This is a genomic window from Streptomyces orinoci (assembly GCF_003121295.1).
Lineage (GTDB): Bacteria > Actinomycetota > Actinomycetes > Streptomycetales > Streptomycetaceae > Streptomyces > Streptomyces orinoci.
This window is the reverse complement of the sequence record NZ_PHNC01000031.1, coordinates 384,318-401,815: the sequence shown is the minus strand read 5'-3', so window position 1 is coordinate 401,815 and position 17,498 is coordinate 384,318. Positions and strand designations below refer to the sequence as shown.

At 71.4% G+C, this 17,498-nt stretch carries 18 protein-coding genes; 9 read left to right on the top strand and 9 right to left on the bottom strand.

The window, feature by feature from the left end; translation table 11 throughout:
- Positions 1–7 precede the first annotated feature (7 nt).
- Complete coding sequence (locus CV755_RS23940) at positions 8–682, bottom strand: rhomboid-like protein (RefSeq protein WP_241561373.1); 675 nt, start codon at positions 680–682, stop codon at positions 8–10.
- 83 nt (positions 683–765) lie between these two features.
- Between CV755_RS23940 and CV755_RS23935 the strand changes: the two genes are divergently transcribed.
- The 3 genes from CV755_RS23935 to CV755_RS23925 are packed head-to-tail and all read left to right on the top strand — an operon-like array spanning position 766 to position 3,783.
- A complete protein-coding gene (locus CV755_RS23935) occupies positions 766–1,482 on the top strand; it encodes a FadR/GntR family transcriptional regulator (RefSeq protein WP_109282346.1) in 717 nt (238 codons plus the stop codon).
- Positions 1,483–1,535: 53 nt separating this feature from the next.
- On the top strand, positions 1,536–2,804 hold the full coding sequence (locus tag CV755_RS23930; protein WP_109282345.1) for a CynX/NimT family MFS transporter: 1,269 nt from the start codon (positions 1,536–1,538) through the stop codon (positions 2,802–2,804).
- A gap of 43 nt (positions 2,805–2,847) precedes the next feature.
- Positions 2,848–3,783 (top strand): aminoglycoside phosphotransferase family protein, encoded by a 936-nt coding sequence (locus tag CV755_RS23925; RefSeq protein ID WP_109282344.1) that lies wholly within the window; start codon positions 2,848–2,850, stop codon positions 3,781–3,783.
- Between the two features lie 30 nt (positions 3,784–3,813).
- On the opposite strand, the gene CV755_RS23920 is transcribed toward CV755_RS23925, so the two are convergent.
- Genes CV755_RS23920 through CV755_RS23905 form a run of 4 tightly spaced genes read right to left on the bottom strand, consistent with a single transcriptional unit; the run spans position 3,814 to position 7,336 of the window.
- Entirely contained in the window at positions 3,814–4,533 is a 720-nt protein-coding gene (locus tag CV755_RS23920; RefSeq protein WP_109282343.1) for an ABC transporter permease subunit, read from the bottom strand.
- Positions 4,534–4,549: 16 nt separating this feature from the next.
- Entirely contained in the window at positions 4,550–5,461 is a 912-nt protein-coding gene (locus CV755_RS23915; protein ID WP_109282342.1) for an ABC transporter ATP-binding protein, read from the bottom strand.
- Positions 5,458–6,357 carry an ABC transporter permease subunit gene (locus CV755_RS23910; protein ID WP_109282341.1) on the bottom strand — a complete coding sequence of 300 codons (900 nt, stop codon included), beginning with the start codon at positions 6,355–6,357 and terminating at the stop codon, positions 5,458–5,460. The genes CV755_RS23915 and CV755_RS23910 overlap by 4 nt, the downstream gene beginning before the upstream one ends.
- Positions 6,347–7,336: an ABC transporter ATP-binding protein gene (locus CV755_RS23905; protein WP_241561372.1), complete on the bottom strand. Its 990-nt coding sequence runs from the start codon at positions 7,334–7,336 to the stop codon at positions 6,347–6,349. The genes CV755_RS23910 and CV755_RS23905 overlap by 11 nt, the downstream gene beginning before the upstream one ends.
- A gap of 243 nt (positions 7,337–7,579) precedes the next feature.
- Here CV755_RS23905 and CV755_RS23900 point away from each other — a divergent pair, with 243 nt between their 5' ends.
- The 4 genes from CV755_RS23900 to CV755_RS23885 are packed head-to-tail and all read left to right on the top strand — an operon-like array spanning position 7,580 to position 12,164.
- Positions 7,580–8,428: a M24 family metallopeptidase gene (locus CV755_RS23900; RefSeq protein ID WP_109283481.1), complete on the top strand. Its 849-nt coding sequence runs from the start codon at positions 7,580–7,582 to the stop codon at positions 8,426–8,428.
- The gene (locus tag CV755_RS23895; RefSeq protein WP_109282339.1) at positions 8,425–10,251 is read left to right on the top strand and encodes an SDR family oxidoreductase; all 1,827 of its coding nucleotides are present in this window, start codon (positions 8,425–8,427) and stop codon (positions 10,249–10,251) included. The genes CV755_RS23900 and CV755_RS23895 overlap by 4 nt, the downstream gene beginning before the upstream one ends.
- A 54-nt stretch (positions 10,252–10,305) precedes the next feature.
- Positions 10,306–11,178: a metal-dependent hydrolase gene (locus CV755_RS23890; RefSeq protein WP_109282338.1), complete on the top strand. Its 873-nt coding sequence runs from the start codon at positions 10,306–10,308 to the stop codon at positions 11,176–11,178.
- Complete coding sequence (locus CV755_RS23885; RefSeq protein ID WP_109282337.1) at positions 11,175–12,164, top strand: MerR family transcriptional regulator; 990 nt, start codon at positions 11,175–11,177, stop codon at positions 12,162–12,164. Before CV755_RS23890 ends, CV755_RS23885 begins: the two co-directional genes overlap by 4 nt.
- Here the strand turns inward: CV755_RS23885 and CV755_RS23880 are convergent.
- Positions 12,137–13,465, bottom strand: a complete 1,329-nt coding sequence (locus tag CV755_RS23880; protein WP_109282336.1) for a carotenoid oxygenase family protein — start codon at positions 13,463–13,465, stop codon at positions 12,137–12,139. The genes CV755_RS23885 and CV755_RS23880 overlap by 28 nt on opposite strands.
- A gap of 50 nt (positions 13,466–13,515) precedes the next feature.
- On the bottom strand, positions 13,516–14,109 hold the full coding sequence (locus CV755_RS23875; protein ID WP_193553469.1) for a hypothetical protein: 594 nt from the start codon (positions 14,107–14,109) through the stop codon (positions 13,516–13,518).
- A gap of 131 nt (positions 14,110–14,240) precedes the next feature.
- On the opposite strand from CV755_RS23875, the gene CV755_RS23870 reads away from it, so the two are divergent.
- Positions 14,241–14,768 carry a PadR family transcriptional regulator gene (locus CV755_RS23870; RefSeq protein ID WP_109282335.1) on the top strand — a complete coding sequence of 176 codons (528 nt, stop codon included), beginning with the start codon at positions 14,241–14,243 and terminating at the stop codon, positions 14,766–14,768.
- 54 nt (positions 14,769–14,822) lie between these two features.
- On the opposite strand, the gene pspAB is transcribed toward CV755_RS23870, so the two are convergent.
- Together pspAB and htpX are read right to left on the bottom strand one after the other, a co-directional pair.
- Positions 14,823–15,437 (bottom strand): PspA-associated protein PspAB, encoded by a 615-nt coding sequence (gene pspAB / locus CV755_RS23865; RefSeq protein ID WP_109282334.1) that lies wholly within the window; start codon positions 15,435–15,437, stop codon positions 14,823–14,825.
- A 60-nt stretch (positions 15,438–15,497) separates the two neighbouring features.
- Positions 15,498–16,400, bottom strand: coding sequence for a zinc metalloprotease HtpX (htpX, locus tag CV755_RS23860; protein ID WP_109282333.1), 903 nt, complete (start codon positions 16,398–16,400; stop codon positions 15,498–15,500).
- Between the two features lie 175 nt (positions 16,401–16,575).
- Here htpX and CV755_RS23855 point away from each other — a divergent pair, with 175 nt between their 5' ends.
- Positions 16,576–17,478, top strand: coding sequence for an LLM class flavin-dependent oxidoreductase (locus tag CV755_RS23855; protein WP_109282332.1), 903 nt, complete (start codon positions 16,576–16,578; stop codon positions 17,476–17,478).
- The last annotated feature ends 20 nt before the right edge of the window (positions 17,479–17,498 follow it).

Below are 17,498 nucleotides of genomic sequence, written 5' to 3'. Positions count from 1 at the left end.
GCGCCCCTCAGGGGCGCGGGGAACTGCGCGACCAGCCACGGACGTCCCGCACCCGGACCCCCCGGAAGCCCCACGGCGCCCGCCCCCGGGCAAACGGCCAGCAAGCCAGCCCAATAGCGGCAGCAATCGCATGCCCGAAATCCGTAAAAGTCGTGGCCCCGGTCATCAGCGGCACCGCGAAGAACAGCACCACTCCGGCCAGAACCGGCCACCGCCAGGGCCGGGGGATCCGGTACACCAGCAGGCCGGTCGCCGCGGCCAGCCCATAGGACACCCCTATGTCCACCACATGCCGCATCGCCCGCGGCGCCCGGTGGCTCTGGATCGCCAGCAGCAGCAGCTTCTGGCTGATCAGGGTGGCCGCGATATGCGCCACCCCCACCGTCCACAGCCAGCGCAGGGTGCCCACCCATCGCTCCAGATTGGCGTGGATCAGCTCGAACAGCACCGCGTAGAGCAGGAACGAGGACGGGTCCTGGATCCAGAACCCGCTGATCAGCAGCGACTGCAGCGGATGCTTGTTGAGCTCGTGGATATTGCTGCTGGTGCGGTGCAGCAGAAAGAACTCCAGGCCCTCGCTGGCGGCGGCGATCACCAGGCTGGTGATCCCGATGATCAGCAGCCAGATATGGGTGCCGGGCGAGGAGCGTACCCAGGAAGCCAGCCGGGTGCGGAGATCCACCATTCGACGGTAGCCGAGCGACCGTCGGGGCGCAGTTGTAGGATGACTGGGCAACCGGGCGAATAAGGAGAGAGGCCAAGCGCATGGCAGCACTGCGGGCAGCGGGCCGGCAGTCCCTGGTGGACACCGTGGTGGAGCAGCTGCGTACCCAGGTCACCGCCGGTGAGTGGCCGGTGGGTGAGCGCATCCCCACCGAGCACGCCCTGGCCGAGCAGCTGGGCGTCGGCCGCAACACCGTCCGGGAGGCGGTACGGGTCCTGGTGCACGCCGGAATGCTGCGCTCCAGGCAGGGCGAGGGCACCTTTGTGGTCTCCTCCGCCGACCCGGCCGAGATCATGCGCGGCCTGCGCCGGGCCGGTGTCCGGGACGTACTGGAGCTGCGTATCGCGCTGGAGGCGGAGGCGGCCCGGCTGGCCGCGCTGCGCCATGAGCCGGCCGACCTCGAGCGGATGAGCCGGGCGCTGGCCGCCCAGGCCGCCTTCGAGGACGCCGAGGGCCAGCCGGACTCCGGCAGCCTGGAGCTCTACGCCGACCATGACGTGGAGTTCCACCGGGCCGTGGTGGAGGCCGCGCACAATGCGGCGATCACCGCCACCTATGCCTGGTTCAGCAGCTCGGTGCGCGAAGCGCTGATCACCGCCCTGGGCGACCGGGATATGCCGCGCATTGTGCACGGCGACCACCACGCCCTGATGAACGCCATCGCCTCCGGCGACCCGGAGGCGGCCGAGCGGGCCGCCCGGGAGCTGCTGGACCGCCCCAGGCAGGCGGTCGAGGCACTGCTCGCCGAGAACGGCTGAGCCGGCCGCACCACCGGCGAGCCGGGCAACACCCCTTTTGTGAAAGGCACTTCATGTCGGAAACGAGGTCCCAGACACCTCCGGACATCACCCACACCACCACCCCCGTCACCCCCGTCACCGCCGCCGCCCCGGCCGCGGTCCGTGCCCACCCCGCCCTGGTGATGCTGGGCGTGGTGCTGGCCTCGCTCAATATGCGGGCCGCGCTGGCCGGGGTCTCGCCGCTGATGGGCGAGATAAGCGGCCACTTCCATCTGGCGGCGGCCGCCGGCAGCCTGGTGACCACCATCCCGCTGCTGTTCATGGGCCTGGGCTCGATCATCGCGCCCCGGCTGGCCCGGCGCTTCGGCACCGAGACCGTGCTCTGCGGTGCGCTGCTGCTGCTGTGCGGCGGCATCCTGCTGCGGGTGGCACCCCCGGTGGTGGCGCTGTTCCTGGGCTGCGCCCTGGTCGGCACCGCCATCGCCCTGCTGAACGTACTGATGCCGGGCCTGGTCAAGCGGGACTTCCCGGACCGGGCGGCCGCCATGACGGCCCTGTACTCCACCACCCTGATCCTGGGCGCCACCGGCTCCGCCGCGCTGGCGGTGCCGCTGGAGAACGCCCTGGGCGGCTGGCGGGGCTCGCTGGCCTTCTGGGCGCTGCTGGCCGCGGTGGCGGTGGTGGCCTGGATTCCCCAGGCGGTCATCGCCCGCCGGGCGCATCAGCAGGGCACCGGTCCCGCGCCCCGCGCCGCGGCCGGCGGCACCGAGACCAATCTGCTGCGCTCCCCGCTCGCCTGGCAGGTCACCCTGCTGATGGGCACCCAGTCACTGATCGCCTATGTCTGCATCGCCTGGATGCCTACCGTCTTCACCGACCATGGGATGAGCAAGGGCGAGGCCGGGGTGGTCTATGCCTTCTACACCCTGATCCAGATGGTCGGCTCCTTCTTCGTCCCGGTGATCGCCGGGCGGCTGCGCGACCAGCGGCCGCTGGCGGTGGCCGTGGTGACGCTGATGACCTGCGGCATCGTGGGGCTGCTCACCGCCCCGGTGGCCGGCGCCTGGCTGTGGGCAACCCTGATGGGCGTGGCCCAGGGCGGCATGCTGGGCCTGGCGCTGACCCTGATGGTGCTGCGCACCCGGGATGCGCACACCGCCTCCCGGCTCTCCGGCATGGCCCAGACCTGGGGCTATCTGCTGGCCTCGGTGGGACCCTTCGCCATTGGCGCGGTGCACCAGCTGACCGGTGGCTGGACGCTGCCGATCGGGCTGCTGCTGGTGGCCTGTGCGGCGCTGCTGTTCCTGGGGCTGGGCGCCGGGCGCGATCGCAAGGTCTGAGACGTTGGGAGAGGTGACGACCCCGATGTGAGGAGACGCCGCCGTGCCCGCTGCATCATCGCTCACCGTTCCCGCCGAGCTTGCCTCCTTCCATGAACGCTTCAACGCCGCCTCCGGCCGGGAGTGGGTGGCCGCACTGCCCGACCTGGCGGCGGAGTTCCTGGACCGCTGGAATCTCCGGCCGGACGGCCGGCCGGCGCATGGCATGGTCGCCCTGATCCTGCCGGTCCGCTGCGAGGACGGCACCCCGGCCGCGCTGAAGCTCCAGCCGGTGGACGAGGAGAGCGTGGGCGAGCCGCTGGCCCTGCGCGCCTGGGGCGGCGATGGCGCGGTCCAACTCCTGGGCCATGACCCGGAGTCGGGCACCATGCTGCTGGAACGGCTGGACGGGGCCCGGTCCTTGGCCACCGTCCCCGATGACACCGTGGCGCTGCACCACCTGGCCGGGCTGCTGGACCGGCTGCACGCCATCCCCGCCCCCGCCGGGCTGCGCCAACTCTCGGATATCGCCCAGGGGTTGCTGGAGCGCGCGCCGCAGGCCGCCCCCGCGCTGGCGGATCCCGCCGAGCGCCGGCTGCTGGCCGACTGCGCGGCAGCGGTACGGGAGGTGATCGCCGAGCCGGGCCGCCGGCTGCTCCACTGGGACCTGCACTATGAGAACGTCCTGGCCCCGCTGCCCGGAGTACAGCGCGAGCCCTGGCTGGCCATCGACCCCAAGCCGCTGGTCGGCGACCCGGGCTTCGACCTGCTCCCGGCCCTGGACAACCGCTGGGCCGACATCGCCGCCACCGGTGACCCGGCGCGGGCGGTGCTGCGCCGCTTCGATCTGCTGACCGAGGTGCTGGAGCTGGACCGGCACCGGGCGGTGTGCTGGACGCTGGGCCGGGTGCTGCAGAACGCGCTGTGGGACATCGAGGACGGGGAGACCTCCCTGATCCCCGAGCAGGTCACCATTGTGCGCGCCCTGCTCGGCCGCTGACCCCTGCTCCCCTGATCCCTGCCGCCGTGCTCACTCCTCTCCGGCCAGCGTCAGCCGGCGCAGCTTCTGCCCGGCGTACCAGGTGGCGGCCGTGGTCACCGCGGCCAGCAGCACCAGGGCGGTGGGCAGGGCGACATCGGAGGTGATGGCTCCCGGTGCGCCGATCTTCTCGGCCAGGGCCAGGGCCCACTGCTGGATGCTGAGGGTACGGGCGCCGGGGACCAGGTTGCCGAAGAACGCCTCCCAGACCAGGGCGTAGACCAGCCCGGCCACCACCGCGTGCCGGGTGAGGGTGGCCAGCAGCAGGAACAGTGCGCTGTAGGCGATGGAGGCGACAGCCGCGGCGGCGGCATAGGCGACGGCGATCCGCTCGCTGTTGCCATTGAGCAGCAGCCCCGCGATCAGGGTGGGTATCGCCGAGAAGGCCATGGTGACCCCAATGGCCACCAGCAGCTTGGTGACGATGATGGTGGGCCGCTTGACCGGTTTGGCCAGCAGATAGACCACCGAGCCGTCGTCGATCTCCGGGCCGATGGCTCCGGTACCGGCGATCACTCCGATCAGCGGGACCATGGTGGCCAGGGCGAAGCCGCCCAGCACATTGGTGGCGGTCGCGTCGTCGGCGCCGGTCAGCGCGCGGACCACGGCCGAGACCAGCAACAGCAGGACGGGCAGGGCCAGCAGCACAACAATCCGGCGGCGGCCGAGGAGCCCGCGGTAGGTGAGCCGGGCGACGGTGGGATGGAACATGGCGGTGGGGCTCCCTTCAGGCCGCGACGAGGTAGGAGAAGACCGATTCCAGCGACTCGTCGGAGGGCGAGACGGCCAGCAGGCGGATGCCCCGGGCCCGGGCGACGACGGGCAACAGGGTGGTGAAACGGCCGAAGTCGGCGGCCTGGATGCGCAACACGCCTTCCTGGAGGTCCACTTCGATACCCGCGGTGGAGGGGTCGGCGATCAGCGCGGCGGCCAGCGCCCGGTCGTCACTGGAGCGCACCAGATAGCGGTGCGGGCGATTGGTCATCAGCCGGCGGATCTTGCGGAAGTCACCGGAGGCCGCGTGGCGGCCGGCCACCACCACCTCGATATGGGCGGCGAGTTGCTCCACCTCCTCCAGGATGTGCGAGGAAAACAGCACGGTGCGGCCCTCGGCCCCCATCTGTCGCAGCAGCTCCATCAGTTGCATGCGCTGGCGGGGGTCCATGCCGTTGAAGGGCTCGTCCAGCAGCAGCACCGCGGGGTCGTGGACCAGCGCGGAGGCCATCTTCACCCGCTGCCGCATGCCCTTGCTGTAGGTGGAAATGCGCCGGTCCTGGGCGTACTCCATCTCCACGGTGGCCAGGGCCCGTTGGGCGGCGTCCTCGCCCAGGCCGTGCAGCTCGGCGTTGGCCCGGACGAACTCCCGGCCGGTGAGGAAGTCGTACATGGCCTCCCGCTCGGGGACCAGCCCGATCTGCCGGTAGATCTGCTCATTGCCCCAGATCGCGGCTCCGTCCAGAGTGACGGTGCCGCTGGAGGGGGCCAGGAAGCCGGCCATCATATGGATCAGGGTGGACTTCCCGGCACCGTTGGGACCGAGCAGCCCGGTGACGCCCGGGCCCACCCGCATGGTCACATCGTTGACGGCGACCACATTCCCGAACCAGCGGGAGACCTTGTCGATCTCGATTGAGGTCACAGCCCGGCCTTTCGGTAGCGGCGCATCAGCAGGGCGTAGGAGCCCGCGATCAGGCCGAGGACGACCAGCAGATAGACCACGCCCGCGCCGGTGCCCGGGCCATGGCCGCCGGGGAAGTCCGAGGTGGCCTGGAGGAAGGCGGTCTGTACGCCGTCTATCAGGGTGAGCGGGGAGAACAGGCCCAGCCAGCCGATGACGTCGGTGGTGTCCCGGGCCAGGGCGATGGCCTGGATGGTGCTGACCGCGCCATAGGAGATGGTGAGTACCGCGATGATGGCGGCGACGCCGAAGCCGCGCCGCGGGGTGAGCGCGGCGATCACCAGGCCGATTCCGGCGAAGAGCAGCGACAGCAGGGCCACGGAGACCAGTCCTTCGGCTAGGCCCTTGGTCTGACCGGCGAAGCCCAGCTTGGCCAGCAGGGCGCCGAGATAGAGGATCAGCAGGGGCGCGGCGGTGAGGATGAACAGGGCGGAGGCCAGGGCGGCGAACTTGGCCACCACATAGTCGAAGCGTTCCATCGGGCGGGAGAAGTACAGCGGGACGGTTTTGAACCGCAGGTCCCGGGAGACCGACTGGGGCGCCTGGGCGGCCAGGAACAGGCCGATGACCGCCTGCAGATAGGGGGCGTAGGCGGTGTAGGCCACCAGGAGTTTGTTCGCCTTGGTGGCCACCGTCACCGCCACGATGATGGCGGCGGGCAGGCACATGGCGGCGAACAGGATCATCGGCAGCACCTTGGACTTGGCCGAGCGGCCCAGCCCATAGGCGCCACGCAGGCTCTGCACATAGAGCGAGCGCCGGATGTAGCGGCGGCCGAGGCGGGCGCCGGTGTAGTTGCGGTAGCCGATGTTGTGGATGACGTCCTGGGCGGGGGCCAGGGAGGACTCAGGCGGCATCGGGGCTGTCCCATTTCTGCGCGGGGCCGGCCGTCGGGACGGCGGTGGTCTGGAAGACCTCGGCGATGCGGTGCCGGCGCTGTTCCATCCGGACCAGGCCGAGGCCGAGGGTGGCCACCGCGTCGCGCACCATGTCATAGGTCTCCTCGCCGGCCAGGCCGACCAGCAGCACCCGGCCGGAGCCGGGGGCTCCGTGCTCGCCGGAAGGCTGCACCATCAGCCCGGCCGCGGTGAGCGCGGAGTGCAGTGCGGCGGTGCCGTCGGGGTGGGTGTCGCTGTCGGTGACCTCGACCGCCAGGGAGCCGGTGGCCTGCGTGAAGTCGCTGGTGGCGGAGGAGCGCAGCAGCTTGCCGCCGTCGATCACCACCACCTGGTCACAGGTGCGCTCCAGCTCGCCCAGCAGGTGCGAGGTGACCAGCACCGAGATGCCGAAGTCGGTGTGGATCCGGCGGATCAGGGCCAGCATCTCGTCCCGGCCGACCGGGTCCAGGCCGTTGGTGGGCTCGTCCAGGAACACCAGCTGGGGGTCGTGGACCAGGGCCTGGGCCAGCTTGACCCGTTGCTTCATCCCGGTGGAATAGCCGCCGACGGGGCGGTAGCGCTCCTCGTAGAGGCCCACATGGCGCAGGGTGTCGGCGGTGCGCTCCCGGGCGGCGGCCGGCGGCAGGCCGGACATCCGGGCCAGGTGCACCACCAGTTCGGTCGCCGAGACATCCGGCGGCAGACAGTCGTGCTCGGGCATATAGCCCACTCGCTCCCGGATCGCCGCGCCCTGGGTGGCGACGTCCAGGCCGAGCACCCGGGCACTGCCCTCGGTGGCCGGGGAGAGCCCCAGCAGGATTTTGATCAGCGTGGACTTGCCGGCTCCGTTGGCACCCACCAGCCCGGTCACTCCGGGGGTGATGTCCACGGTGAGCCGGTCAAGCGCGGTCACCTTGGGGAACCGCTTGCTGAGGCCGTCGATGGCGATCACTGTCACGCCTTCGACGCTAGTGGGGGCGGGCGCCGTCGTCGTCAGCCTGGAGCGTGGCTTATTCGTAGTCCTCGGGGCTGACCCACCCGTAGGGGGTCGGCCGGAAGTACGGGTGGGTGTCCCTGGCATTCCCCGGTGCACCGGACCACGACCCTTGACGCAGCCGCTGAACGTTGTCACATTCGTTGCTGTCAACTTACCGATTCCGCAACGGGTTTCACTCGGTGCGCAGTGAACGGGCGGGTGGGCATGACGGCCGATGCCATGGACGGGCCCGGCGGGGAGCTGCGCGGCTTCCGTGAGGTGCAGCGGCTGGCCTATGCCTGCGCGGAGGCGGTGGCCGGGCGGCTGCGGCCGGGGGTGACCGAGCGGGAGGCCGCGCGGATGCTGCGGGAGTGGCTGCGCGAGCGCGGGGTGCGGGACTGGTTCCATCTGCCCTTCGCCTGGTTCGGCGACCGTACGGCCTTCACGGGCTTCCGGCTGCCGCACCAGTTCTTCCCCACCGGCCGCGAGCTGGCGCCGGGCATGCCGTTCATCCTGGACCTGGCTCCGGTGTACCGGGGCTTCACCGCCGATATCGGCTACTCGGGCTGCCTGGGGCCCAACGCCCTGCACCGACGGCTGGCCGCGGATCTGCTGGAGCACCGGGCGCTGATCCTGCGCGAGGTGCGCGAGCGGCGGCCGCTGCGCGAGATCTACCGGGAGGTGGACGCGCTGATGGTGCGCCAGGGCTATGCCAACCGGCACCGCGCCTATCCCTTCGGGGTGATAGCGCACAAGGTGCACCGGGTGCCCCAACACCGCTGGGCGCCCAGCCTGTTGGGGTTCGGTGTGCACTCGCTGCGGGGGCTGGCCGCGGACGCCCTGCGCGGGCACCGTCAGGGCTGGTCGCCGCTGTGGAGCCCGTACCGGGTCTCCGGCCATCCGCCGGTGCCCGGGCTGTGGGCGGTGGAGCCGCATCTGGGCTTCCGCGGCACCGGCGCCAAGTTCGAGGAGCTGCTGGTGGTGACCGACTCCCGGGATCCCGTGGAGAGCGCGTTCTGGCTGGACGAGGACCTGCCGCATCTGCGGCACCGAGCCGAGGAGGTGGCCGCGTGAGCGGCGCGGGGATCGAGGGGGCGCGGGAGCGCCGGGTGGTCTCGGGCGGGGTCGAGCTGTGCGTGGCCGAGCTGGGCGAGGCCGGGCGGCCGGTGGTGGTGCTGGTGCACGGCTATCCGGACAGCAAGGAGGTGTGGTCCGAGGTCGCCCGGCGGCTGGCCGGCCGCTTCCATGTGGTGCTCTATGACGTCCGGGGCCATGGCCGGTCCAGCGCGCCGCGGCCGCTGCGCGGCGGCTTCACCCTGGAGAAGCTCACCGATGACTTCCTGGCGGTGGCCGGCGCGGTGAGCCCGCATGCCCCGGTGCACCTGGTGGGCCATGACTGGGGCTCGGTGCAGGGCTGGGAGTTCGCCACCGCCCGGCGCACCGAGGGGCGAGTGGCCTCCTTCACCAGCATTTCCGGTCCCTCGCTGGACCACCTGGGGCTATGGCTGCGGCGCCGGGCCGCCCGGCCCACCCCGCGGGCGGTGGCCCAGCTGCTGGGGCAGGGCCGCAGATCCTGGTATGTCTCCGCGCTGCATCTGCCCCGGCTGCCGGAGGCGGCCTGGCGGGGGCCGCTGGGCAGGCGCTGGCCCGCCCTGCTGGAGCGGCTGGAACGGCTCCCGGCGGACGGCTACCCCACCGCCTCGCTGCCCGAGGACGCCGCGCACGGCGCCTGGCTCTACCGGGACAATGTCCGCGCCCGGCTGCGGCACCCCCGCCGGGACGCCTACGCCCATGCGCCGGTGCAGCTGATCACGCCCACCGGGGACCCCTATCTCTCCGAGCGCCTCTATGACGACCTGGAGCAGTGGGCGCCGGGCCTGGTGCGCCGCACCCTGCGGGCCAAGCACTGGGTGCCCCGGCACCGGCCCGACCAACTGGCCGCCTGGATCACCGAGTTCGTCCTGAACCGGCAGAACGACCGGGAAAACGACCGGCAGGCCGGCCGGCAGCACACCCGGCAGGGCGGCCGGGCGGCCGCCGCCCGGCGGCCGGCCACGGCGCGGGAGGCTTACGCCCAGCGCTTCGCCGGACAGCTGGTCCTGGTGACCGGGGCGGCCGGCGGCATAGGGCGGGCCACCGCCTTCGCCTTCGCGGAGGCCGGGGCTCGGGTGGTCGTGGTGGACCGGGACGCCGAGGGCGCGGCCCGCACCGCCGAACTGGCCCGGCTCTCCGGCGCGGCCGGGGCCTGGGCCGAGTGTGTGGATGTCTCCGACGAGCAGGCCATGGAGAAGCTGGCGGACCGGGTGGCCGCGGAGTACGGCGTGGTGGACGTCCTGGTGAACAACGCCGGTATCGGGCTGGGCGGTTCCTTTCTGGACACCTCGCCGGAGGACTGGCGCCGGGTGCTGGACGTCAATCTCTGGGGGGTCATCCATGGCTGCCGGCTCTTCGGCCGGCAGATGGCCGAGCGCGGGCAGGGCGGCCATATCGTCAATATCGCCTCGGCGGCGGCCTTCCAGCCGGTGCGGAGGCTGTCCGCCTATGGCGCCTCCAAGGCGGCGGTGCTGATGCTCAGCCAGACGCTGCGGGCGGAGCTGGCCGGCCAGGGCATCGGGGTCTCGGCGATCTGCCCGGGGGTGGTGAACACCGGGATAGTGAGCACCGCGCGCTTCGCCGGGGTGCCGGAGGAGGAGCAGCAGCGGCTGCGCAACCGTGCGGCCCGCGCCTACCGGCTGCGCAATTACCCGCCGGAGAAGGTGGCGGACGCCGTGCTGCGGACGGTGCTGGAGAACCGGGCGGTGGTGCCGGTGACCCCGGAGGCCCATGGCGCACTGCTGCTGTCCCGCTTCGCCCCCCGGCTGCTGCGGGCCCTGTCACGGATCGAACCCCGGCTGTAGCCAGGGCCGTTGAGGGTCCCGGCCCCGGGGACCTGAGCATCTTGAGGAGTGAGGATGAGCCATCACATATCGCCGAGAAGGGTGTCCTTCGACTGGCACCGCACCCCGCTGCACTGGATACCGGGCGAGCCCACCGCCACCCATGTGATCAATGTGCTGCATCTGCTGCTGCCCGCCGGGGAGCGGTGGTTCGTCAAGGTCTTCAAGGAGGCCCTGCCCCTGGTGCGGGACCCCCAACTGCTCAGAGACGTCAAGGGATTTATGGGCCAGGAGGCCACCCACAGCGTGCAGCACTCCTATGTGCTGGACCACTTGGCCGAGCAGCGGCTGGACACCACCGAGTACACCCGGCGGGTGGACTTCCTTTTCGATGTGCTGCTCGGCGACAAGCCCCCCTTCGGACTGCGGATCCCGGACCTTGAGTGGCTGCGCTTCCGGCTGGCGGTGATCGCCGCGGTGGAGCAGTTCACCGCGGTGCTGGGCGACTGGGTGCTGCGCACCGAGGCACTTGACCGGGCCGGCCCGGACCCGGTGATGCTGGACCTGCTGCGCTGGCACGGCGCGGAGGAGGTGGAGCACCGCTCGGTGGCCTTCGATATGTACCAGCACTGCGGCGGTGAGGAGCCCGGGCGCTATGCCCGCCGGGTCTGGGGCATGGCCATCACCGCGCCGGTGCTGTTCTATCTGTGGGGCTATGGCGCCACCTATCTGATCCGGCACGATCCCCGGCTGGCCGGCCGGGTGCGCTACACCCTGCGCTCCCACAACCGGGCGATCGGAAAAGGGCTGTTGCCCAGCTGGCGTGAACTGGGCGCGGCCGTCCCGCGCTATCTGCGGCGTACCTACCACCCCTCGCAGGAGGGCTCGCTGCAGGCGGCGGTCGCCTATCTCGCCTCCTCCCCGGCGGCGGCCCGGGCCGCCTCGTGACCGAGCCGGCCTACCGGATCGAGGACCTGGCCCGGCACAGCGGGGCCACCGTCCGCACCATCCGCGCCTACCAGGACCGGGGCCTGCTGCCCAGGCCGGAGCGCAGCGGCCGGGCAAATGTCTACCGCGAGGTCCATCTGGCGCGGCTGCGGCAGATCGCCGCCCTGCTGGAGCGCGGCTACACCCTGGCCAGCATCAAGGAGCTGCTGGACGCCTGGGACACCGGCCAGGACCTGGGCGGGGTGCTCGGCCTGGTCGCCGAGGTCAACGGCCCCTGGAGCGATGAACGGGCCATCCGGATCAACCGCGCCGAGCTCTCCGCCCGCTTCGGCGGCATCCAGGATGAATCCGCCATCGAGGAGGCGGTCGAACTCGGCGTCCTGGAACGGCTGCCGGGCTGCCCCGACCTGTTTCTGGTGCCCAGCCCCCGGGAACTGGCGGTGGCCGCCGAGCTGTACGCGGCCGGGGTGCCGCTGACCGCCATCACGGGCCATCTGCGCGAACTCCGGGTTCAGGTGGAGCACATCGCCGGCCGGTTCCTGGACTTCACCACCGAGCATGTCTTCCGCCCCTATCTGGACCACCCCCCGTCCGATGAGGAGGCCGCCGAGGCCGCCCAGCTGGTGCGCCGGCTGCGCCCGCTGGCCCAGCAGACCTTGGACGCCGAACTCGCCCGCGCAATGCGCGACTTGGCCACCCGCTTCCTGCGCAGCCACCTCAGCGAGACCGCGATACCGGAGCAGGCCCCGCAAGCTCCCCGCTCGGCTCCGCCCCCGGCTCCCGACGGGACCGGGGCCCCTTCCCCCGGCCTCCCCCGGACCGAACCGGTGACGCTGCCCGCAGGGACCGTAGAGGCGGTGCGCCGGCTGGTCGGGGAGGAGCATGTCGGGGAGTTCATCGCCGCGGCCGCCGAACGGGAGGTGCGGGCAAGGGTGATGGACGATCTCGCCGCCGGTGCTCAGCGGTCGGCTATCCAGTTGCCGTGAAAGCCATAGGGCACTCGCTGGGGCAGGTGGACCACGGCCACCGGCGGTGCGGAGAGCTCATCGGCGTCCAGGATGACCAGATCGCTGGTGTCGGTGGCGGCGTCATAGACATAACTGAGCAGCCAGCCCGCGCCGCCCGGCCGGTCATCGGCCGGGGCGAAGGCCGCCTCGGCGGGTATCCGGCCGGGGCCGAACTCATGCCGTCTCACTGCTCCGCTGTGCAGGTCATAGCGGAGCAGGGTGCCGGGCTCCGGTTCGATGCCCGGGGATCCGGTGACCGTGGCATGGCCGTACCGGGCGGGCGCCCCGGCCAGCCGGTCGTCGATGCGCGGGAACTCACAGCGGGTGTCGTCCAGTTGCTCCTCGGCCACGGTGCCCCGGGCCAGGTCGATGGTCCACCGCCAGAGCACGGGCACCGCACGGCCCAGGGCGGGGGCGGCGTAGTGCGGGTAGCGCACCACATGGAGGACGACGGTCTTGCCCTGGTCATAGGCGTTGAAGGCATGGAAGACATAGCAGGGGTCCACCGGCAGCCAGCGCACCTCGCCAAAGGGATCGTCGCGGCGCAGCACGCCCAGCCGGGCCCCGTACCCGGGATCCCAGGCATAGGGCAGGCCGCCGCCCCGCCGGACGAGCTCCGGATCGAGGACCACGGGCAGATCCATGAACACCACATGGCGGGAGGTGAGATGGAAGTCATGCATCATCGTGATGCCGGGCACATCAATGGGCCTGCTGATGGTCAACTCCCCGTCCCTGTCGGCCCGGTGGTACACCAGCTGGTGCCCGCTGCCGCCGCGGCCGAAGAAGTGCAGCTCCCCGGTGCTGGGGCAGGTCTTGGGGTGGGCGGTCATCGAGGTGGTCAGCCGCCCCCCGAAGTCATGGACGCCGAGCGTCTCCAGCTCATGCCCCGGCCGGCCGTCCACCTCATAGGGGAGTGAGGACTCCACCAGCGCCAGGGTGCGGCCGGCGTGGTGCACCACATGGGTGTTGGCATGGCCGGCGGTGAGGTCGATCCTGCCCTGCTCGTCGTAGTACCGGGCGCCATGGGTGAAGGTGCTGGTGCGCACCCAGCGGTTGCGGTAGGCGGTGGCCCGGCCGCTCTCCAGCCGGACGCCATGGATCATGCCGTCGCCGAAGAACCAGTGGCCGGAGGCCGCGTCCCGTGGGTTGGGGCCATTGCGGAGATACCAGCCGCTGAGCTCGGGCGGGATCGCTCCGGTGACCGGCAGATCGTGGGCGGTCAACTCCTCTGATACCGGAGCGTAGTTGCCCGCGAGGTGGGCGGGTGAGGCGGTCATGATGAATCTCCTGTGGTCGGTCGGTTGCTGCCGTGCCGGGTGCGCCGTGCTCAGCCGCTCACCGCCGCGTTCCCCTCTGCCGGCCCCAGCAGGCCCGCCTGGACGGCATACCGCCTCATCCGGGCGCGGTAGCGGTTGGTGAACACCGCGGGCACCAGGAACCCGGCGAGATGGATGACGGCGGAGGCCACGCTGCCGAGGCCGGTGGCGTAGACGACGGTCATGGCGGCGGCGCTGAGGGTGAAGGCGGTGGCCCAGGCGGCGGTGATGACGACATTGGCCCGGCGGAAGAGCGGGTGGTTCCACACCCGGGGCGAGGTCTGGCGCTTGGCTATCTCCTCGGTGAAGGGACGGCCGATGGCCAGGGTGGCCCAGGCGGTGAGCGCCAGCCAGAGCGAGGACACGGCACCGGTGTGCGCGCCCAGCCAGCTGTGCGGCCGGGCGAGGGCCAGAGCGGTGAGGGCGGCGAAGAAGGCCACCGAGCTGTACTCCAGGATCAGCGAGCCGGCCAGGGAACCGTCCAGGCGCTCCTTGACCAGCAGCGCCGCCCCGGTGATCAGCGCGGTGACGGCTCCCAGGCGCCAGTCGAGGGTGGCGGCGATCGAGAAGGCGATCCAGGCGATAAAGCCGCGCAGGTAGTTCATGACAGGCCCCCCAGGTTGCGGTGGTCTCGCCGGTCCGTCATCGACCGATGACTCCGACATTCCAACTGTGACATGTCGAAGCTAGAACCTCCACCCTTGACATGTCAATACTGGAATGTCAGGCTGTCGCCATGAGTCTGAGACATGCGGTGCTGGGTCTGCTGGCCAACCGCCCGGCCAGCGGCTACGACCTGATGAGGGCATTCGACAGCTCCTTGGCCAATGTCTGGCCGGCCACCCAGAGCCAGGTCTATGGCGAGCTGGGCAAGCTGGCCACGGCCGGCCTGGTGGAGGTCTCCACCGAGGGCGCCCGCGGCCGCAAGGAGTACGTCATCACCGAGGAAGGCCGGCATGAGCTGCACCGCTGGCTCACCGAGACGGAGCCCGAGCGCAAGATGCGCAGCGATGCCATGCTGCGGGTCTTCTTCCTCAACAGCCTCACCCGGCTGGAAGCGGTGGCCTATCTGGAGTCCGAGGCACACCACGCGGCCGGCCGGCACGCGGCCATGCGGGAGGTGGAGGCCCGGGTTGACTGGGACGAAGGCCCGTTGTCGGTCAATGGCCGGATAGCCCTGGAGTACGGGCTGCGGCTGACCGCCATGCAGGAGGAGTGGGCCCGCTGGGCGGCCGAGCAGTACGCCAAGCAGCGCCCCGAGTAGCGGAAGAAGGACGGGCCGGCCACGGGAGCGTCCCGCCGCCGTAAAGCCCGGAGCTCACAGCCCCGGTGCGCCCCAGACCGGGAACCAGCGGGCCAGGTCGGGCTCGATCCGCAGGTCATCGCCGAGCAGGGCCCGCACCTGGAGCTCCAGCCCGTTGTCCCGCCTGCCCGGCCCGCCGCTTGCGCCCTCCCCGCCCGGCACCGGGGCGAAGGGGTAGAAGGTGCCGCGCTTATAGAGGTAGACCAGGGCAAGCGGGCGTTGCCCCGCATCGCGGAAGCCCATCAGGGAGCAGAGCAGCTGCGGTCCGAACCCGCCTTCCTGGAGCAGGGTGTTGACCGCATGCAGGTCGTTGACCAGGCCCGCGGTGTCCTCGGCCGGGTGCCGGGAGAGCAGCCAGGTGTAGCCGTAGCCGTCCTGGCTGAACTCCACCTGTGGCCCGCTGTCCTCCGTGTCCTCCCGCAGGCCCGCGGCCAGCAGTTCCCCGACCTCCTGCCGCAGGCCGTCGAAGGCTCCGCCCTCCACGGTGGCGAAGCACACCGAGCCCAGCCCGGTCGGCCGGAACCCGGCCCCCGCCTGCAGGGTGAGGGCGGCGGAGGGCAGGGCGAAGAGCCGGTCGAGATCCGGGCGGACGGGTTTGCTGCGGCCCAGGATGACGTCCAGAAGACCCATGGACCAGGCTCCTTTCGGAACGGGCCAGCTTTGGGGGCGGGGCTTTGGAGGGCCGGGGCTTCAGGGGCGGCCGAGCTGGGCGGCGATCCGGCCGAGCTGGTCCAGCCGCTGCTCCAGCGTCGGGTGCGAGGACAGCAGCCGGCCGACGCTGTCCTTGGCGAAGGCGGGGGCGAAGAAGAAGGCGTTGAAGGGCTCGGCCTGGCGCAGATCCCGGGTGGGGATCCGGGCCATCTCCCCGGTGACCTTGGTGAGCGCGGCGGCCAGGGCCGAGGGCCGTCCGGTCAGCAGGGCGGCCGCCCGGTCGGCGGACAGCTCGCGGTAGCGGGACAACAGCCGGGTCAGCAGGAAGCTGATGGCATAGACCACCGCGCTGATCAGCGGAATCAGCACCACCAGGAGAGCGGTGTTGCTGTCCCGGCCGCCCACGCGCCTGAAACCGCCCCAGAGGCCGACGCGGGTGATGACCCCGGCCAGTACCCCCAGGAAGGAAGCGATGGTCATCACCGCCACATCCCGGTGCGCCACATGGGACAGCTCATGGGCCAGCACCCCCTCCAGTTCCTCCGGCTCCAGCCGGCGCAGCAGCCCGGTGGTCGCGCACACCACCGCGTTGTCGCGATTGCGCCCGGTGGCGAAGGCATTGGGTACATCGCTGTCGGCGATGGCCACCCTCGGCTTGGGCATATCGGCCAGGGCACACAGCCGGTCCACCGCGCCATGCAGTTCCGGGGCCTGCTCCGGGGTGACCTCCCGGGCACCCATGCCAAAAGCGGCGATCTTGTCGCTGAACCAGAACTGGGCGACGAACAGAGCGCCCGCCAGCACCAGGACGACCGGCCAGGCTCCGCGCAGGGCCACCATCAGCACACCGACGAACACCACATAGAGCAGCCCGATAAAGAACATCGTGCTCACCATGCGGGCGGTCAGCCCTCGGTCCGGAGCGAAACGGGTGCCTTGCATGGAGACCTCCAAGGCTCTGCACCACGCCCCCGTAGGTGCCTCTGCCCCGATTCTCCCTCGCCGGCGCCGGCCCGCGCGGTAAAAGGCAGGGTAAGAAGGGCCGTCGGCGGCCGCCGAACAGTTACCGAACGGCCGGCGCCTCAAACGCCACAGGGGAAACGTAGGCTTCAGAAGCATGACGACTTCCCTGCGCCTCAGCACCGTGATCCTTCCCGTCCGCCGCTGGCGGGAGGGCGGCGAAGCGGAATGGCGGCGGGCCGAGGAGCTGGGGTTCCACGCCGCGTACACCTATGACCACCTGTCCTGGCGGAGCTTCCGGGACGGCCCCTGGTTCGGTGCCGTACCGACCCTGACCGCCGCCGCCCAGGTCACCTCCCGGATGCGGCTGGGCACCATGGTCACCTCGCCCAACTTCCGGCACCCGGTGACCCTGGCCAAGGACCTGATCTCGCTGGACGACGTCTCCGGTGGCCGGATCACCCTGGGCATCGGCGCGGGCGGCGATGGCTTCGACGCCACCGCCCTGGGCCAGGAGCCCTGGACCCCTCGGGAGCGCGCCGCCCGGTTCGCCGAGTTCGTCCCGCTGCTGGACCGGCTGCTGAGTGAGCCGGCCGTCTCCCACCGGGGCGAGTTCTACTCCGCCGAGGAGGCCCGCAATGTCCCCGGCTGCCTCCAGCGCCCCCGGATCCCCTTCGCGGTGGCCGCCACCGGGCCGCGCGGCATGCGGCTGGCCGTCCGCCACGGCCAGGCCTGGGTGACCACCGGTGACCCCAAGCTGTTCGAGACCGGCACCCCCGAGCAGTCGCTGGCCGCCCTGCGCGGGCAGGTCGAGCGGATCGAGGAGAAGTGCGCCGAGGCCGGCCGGGATCCCCAGGGCCTGGAGAAGATCCTGCTCACCGGCTTCACTCCGGACCGTCCGCTGGAGTCCTTCGACGCCTTTGTGGACTTCGCCGGCCGCCATGCCGAGCTGGGCTTCACCGAGATCGTGATCCACTCGCCCATTCCGGACTCCGCCTTCGCCGCCGACCCCGGGGTCTTCGAGCGGATCGCCACCGAGGGCCTGGCCAAGCTGGGCTGAGGCGCTCCCGGTATGCCGGG

Excerpts from the sequence above, each read along its gene's own strand:
- CV755_RS23870 (WP_109282335.1), top strand. The coding sequence starts at position 14,241 with ATGAGTCTGAGACATGCGGTGCTGGGTCTGCTGGCCAACCGCCCGGCC.
- CV755_RS23875 (WP_193553469.1), bottom strand. The coding sequence starts at position 14,109 with ATGAACTACCTGCGCGGCTTTATCGCCTGGATCGCCTTCTCGATCGCC.
- pspAB (WP_109282334.1), bottom strand. The coding sequence starts at position 15,437 with ATGGGTCTTCTGGACGTCATCCTGGGCCGCAGCAAACCCGTCCGCCCG.
- CV755_RS23855 (WP_109282332.1), top strand. The coding sequence starts at position 16,576 with ATGACGACTTCCCTGCGCCTCAGCACCGTGATCCTTCCCGTCCGCCGC.
- CV755_RS23890 (WP_109282338.1), top strand. The coding sequence starts at position 10,306 with ATGAGCCATCACATATCGCCGAGAAGGGTGTCCTTCGACTGGCACCGC.
- CV755_RS23920 (WP_109282343.1), bottom strand. The coding sequence starts at position 4,533 with ATGTTCCATCCCACCGTCGCCCGGCTCACCTACCGCGGGCTCCTCGGC.
- CV755_RS23910 (WP_109282341.1), bottom strand. The coding sequence starts at position 6,357 with ATGCCGCCTGAGTCCTCCCTGGCCCCCGCCCAGGACGTCATCCACAAC.
- CV755_RS23880 (WP_109282336.1), bottom strand. The coding sequence starts at position 13,465 with ATGACCGCCTCACCCGCCCACCTCGCGGGCAACTACGCTCCGGTATCA.
- CV755_RS23930 (WP_109282345.1), top strand. The coding sequence starts at position 1,536 with ATGTCGGAAACGAGGTCCCAGACACCTCCGGACATCACCCACACCACC.
- htpX (WP_109282333.1), bottom strand. The coding sequence starts at position 16,400 with ATGCAAGGCACCCGTTTCGCTCCGGACCGAGGGCTGACCGCCCGCATG.
- CV755_RS23935 (WP_109282346.1), top strand. The coding sequence starts at position 766 with ATGGCAGCACTGCGGGCAGCGGGCCGGCAGTCCCTGGTGGACACCGTG.
- CV755_RS23900 (WP_109283481.1), top strand. The coding sequence starts at position 7,580 with ATGACGGCCGATGCCATGGACGGGCCCGGCGGGGAGCTGCGCGGCTTC.